The following is a 2,794-nucleotide window of genomic DNA, read 5'->3' as shown; positions in this document are numbered from 1 at the left end:
ACCATGTACCTCGCGCCGCTGAACGTCACCACCGGCATCGTGGTCCTCTTCCTCACCGGCTTCTTCGTCTACGGCCCGCAGTCCTCGTTCTGGGCCCTCTGCCCCGACATCGCCGGCAAGCGGATGGCCGGCACCGCCACCGGCGCCGTCAACTGCTTCGCCTACCTCTTCGCCGGAACCGCCGAGCCCTTCATCGGCGGCCTGATGGACAGCACCGGCAGCACCGACCTCATCTTCTTCTTCGTGGCCGGGTGCTGCGTGTGCAGCGCGCTCGTCGCCCTCACGATCCGACGCTAGTGTCCTGCGCCGGAGGTCCGTCGGCAGAACCGGGCGAGGGAGTCGAGGATCTCGTCAGCGGTCTTGGTCCAGGTCAACGGCGTGGGGTCCTCGTTCCAGCGCTTGACCCACGTGCGGATGTCACGTTCGAGGGCTTGGACGTTCTTGTGGGATCCGCGGCGGATCATCTGGTCGGTGAGGAAGCCGAACCAGCGCTCGCCCTGGTTGATCCACGAGGAGCCGGTCCGGGTGAAGTGCATGTGGAACCCGGGGTGTTGGGCCGGTCACGTGCGGATCGCCGGAGTCTTGTGGGTTCCGTAGTTGGAGCAGATCAGGTGAATGTCGAGCCCCGCGGGAACCTCCTGGTCGATCTTGACGAGGAACCTCCTGAACTCCGCCGGTACCGAAGAAGACGACCCGGCTCCGGCTCCCCGCCCCGGCGGCCGCCACCACCGAGACGGCGCCCGCCAAGCGAGCCGCGCGCAAACCGCGCGAGACCACCGAGGTGACGGCCGAGGCCGCCCCGTCGGCCGAGAGCACGCCGAAGGCGCGGAGCACGAGGAGACCGCCGCGAAGAAGACGGCTTCGCCGGCTCCGGAAGCGCCGGCGCCGGCGAAGCGACCCCGGGGATCTCTGACGGTGTGCCGCCCTGACCGCGGTCGGCAAGCCGCTGCGCGCGGGCGAGGTCTCCGCGGCTCTCGGCTCTGACAGCACCGACGACAACGTCCGCGCGCTTCTGGAACGGCTCGTCAAGGCGGGCCGGGCGCAGCGCGCGGGCCGTGGTCTGTTCGAGGTGCTGCCGACGAGCTGACGTCGCGGGCCTTTTGGTCGGACCACCGTGTCGTGGTTGGCCTTTCGGGGCTGGTCGGTTTCGTTCCACATGCGCACCCGGCCGGTCGCCGACGCCCTGGCGGCCGCCGTGGCGACCCGTGGCGACCAGGTCGACGGCGTGATCTTGCACTCGGACAGGAGGTCCCAGTACGGGTTGGCCGAGTTCGCCGGACTCTGCCGGCGCCACGGGATCCGGCGGAGCACGGGAAAGGTCGGCTCCAGCTACGACAACGCCGCCGCGGAGAGCTTCCTCGCTTCGCTGAAACGCCACTTCACGCTCGGCCATCTCAGCCCGGTCCAGTTCGAACAGCAGATAGCGGCGTTCCGTAGGATCACGCTCGTCGCATGAGACTCCGGCGTCCACATCCCGGGGGAAGGCTCACGACCTCGAACCACCTGATCGGGTTCACGCTGGACGGTCGACTCGTCACGTACCTGCTCGGACTGATCAGGGTCCACGACCTGACGAACGGATCCTTCGCCACGCTGGCGGTTGGGGGAGGATTTCAACGAGGAGATCACCGGCACCACGACCTACTTCGCGGCGGACCAGCAGCTGGTGATCGACAACAAGGCAGGCCGTCGGTCGTTCGACCTCCGCGCTGAAGGCCAGTTCCGTACGCCCTGTTGCTGGGTGACGGGGTACCAGCCGGTGCTGGTGCGGCCTTCGGGGCAGGTGGTGACCTGGCGGGTGTTCCAGTCGACGCGGAACGCGGCCCGCAGGAACTCTGGAGCTGCTGTGGCTCGTGCGGCGGAACCGCTGAGCCCAAGAGCTTGGTAAGGACCCTTGACAGTCGGGTGGTCCAGACCACCAGTATTGGTCCAGGCCAGAGTGCTTCAGGTCGCCGAAGTCCCCACCTTCGAAGGGAGCGCGGTCCATGGCCGGACCCGTTCGCGCACCACTCCGAGCCCTGCTCGCCGGAGCCGTCACCGCCGCCGCCATAGCCGGCGTGGCGCTCACCGGCACAGGCACCGGCACCGCCCGTGCGGCGGGCACCCCACTGCCCGCCCAGGTCTTCGCCCCGTACGTCGAGGCCCGGGCTGGCGACAGCCTGTCCAAGCTCGCCTCGCAGCCGGGTGACAAGTACCCGACGATGGCCTTCCTCCAAGCCGCCGCCACTGCCTCCTCCTCATCGCCCTCCCCATCGCCCTCCGCGTCGAGTGTCCAGGTGCCCGCCATCCAGGTGCAGGTCAGCCCGTCCTCGGGCACGGTGACCGCCGGCTCGTCGACCACCGCGACCGTGAGCACGGCCATCATCAACAACGGCTCGAACACGTCCATCGCGATGACGGTCAGCGGAGCTCCTGTGGGGGTCACCGCCTCGGTCAGCCCGTCCTCGGTCAACGGGAGCTCCAGCGCCGCCCTGTCGGTGTCGACCCTGTCCACCGTCGTCCCCGGCACCTACACGCTGACGGTCAAGGGCACGCTGACCGGCACCTCGGCCACGTCCTCCGCGACCTACACGCTCACCGTGACCGGCACCGCCCCGGCGTGCTCCACCGCCTCCTGGGTCGGCGCACAGGTCTACACCGGTGGCAACACCGTCTCGTGGACGGGCCACCAGTGGAGCGCCAAGTGGTGGACGCTGGGCGAGGAGCCCGGCACCACCGGTCAGTGGGGCGTCTGGCAGGACCTCGGTACCTGCTGATCCGCACGCGTCGCCGGGCCGGCCCCCGGTCCCGGGGC

The 2,794-nt window shown here is 69.5% G+C and carries 3 protein-coding genes and 1 pseudogene; 3 read left to right on the top strand and 1 reads right to left on the bottom strand.

Annotation, left to right across the window (positions count from 1 at the left end; all coding sequences use genetic code 11):
- Positions 1-297: pseudogene (locus tag ACFWOG_RS40505) on the top strand (hypothetical protein); the annotation flags it as partial.
- On the opposite strand, the gene ACFWOG_RS40500 reads toward ACFWOG_RS40505, so the two are convergent.
- The gene (locus tag ACFWOG_RS40500) at positions 294-536 is read right to left on the bottom strand and encodes a hypothetical protein (RefSeq protein WP_380364721.1); all 243 of its coding nucleotides are present in this window, start codon (positions 534-536) and stop codon (positions 294-296) included. The pseudogene ACFWOG_RS40505 and the gene ACFWOG_RS40500 sit on opposite strands and share 4 nt — an antisense overlap.
- A gap of 578 nt (positions 537-1,114) precedes the next feature.
- Between ACFWOG_RS40500 and ACFWOG_RS40495 the strand changes: the two genes are divergently transcribed.
- Together ACFWOG_RS40495 and ACFWOG_RS40490 are read left to right on the top strand one after the other, a co-directional pair.
- Positions 1,115-1,456 carry a DDE-type integrase/transposase/recombinase gene (locus ACFWOG_RS40495; RefSeq protein ID WP_380364719.1) on the top strand — a complete coding sequence of 114 codons (342 nt, stop codon included), beginning with the start codon at positions 1,115-1,117 and terminating at the stop codon, positions 1,454-1,456.
- Positions 1,457-1,985: 529 nt separating this feature from the next.
- The gene (locus ACFWOG_RS40490; protein ID WP_380364717.1) at positions 1,986-2,756 is read left to right on the top strand and encodes a hypothetical protein; all 771 of its coding nucleotides are present in this window, start codon (positions 1,986-1,988) and stop codon (positions 2,754-2,756) included.
- The last annotated feature ends 38 nt before the right edge of the window (positions 2,757-2,794 follow it).

It is taken from the genome of Kitasatospora sp. NPDC058406, from assembly GCF_042722765.1.
Lineage (GTDB): Bacteria > Actinomycetota > Actinomycetes > Streptomycetales > Streptomycetaceae > Kitasatospora.
Note: the sequence above shows the minus strand (reverse complement) of the source record. Positions and strands in the feature narration are given on the sequence as shown.

Bases quoted from the DNA above. Each gene is read 5' to 3' on its own strand.
- ACFWOG_RS40500 (WP_380364721.1), bottom strand. From the start codon at position 536: ATGCACTTCACCCGGACCGGCTCCTCGTGGATCAACCAGGGCGAGCGC.
- ACFWOG_RS40490 (WP_380364717.1), top strand. From the start codon at position 1,986: ATGGCCGGACCCGTTCGCGCACCACTCCGAGCCCTGCTCGCCGGAGCC.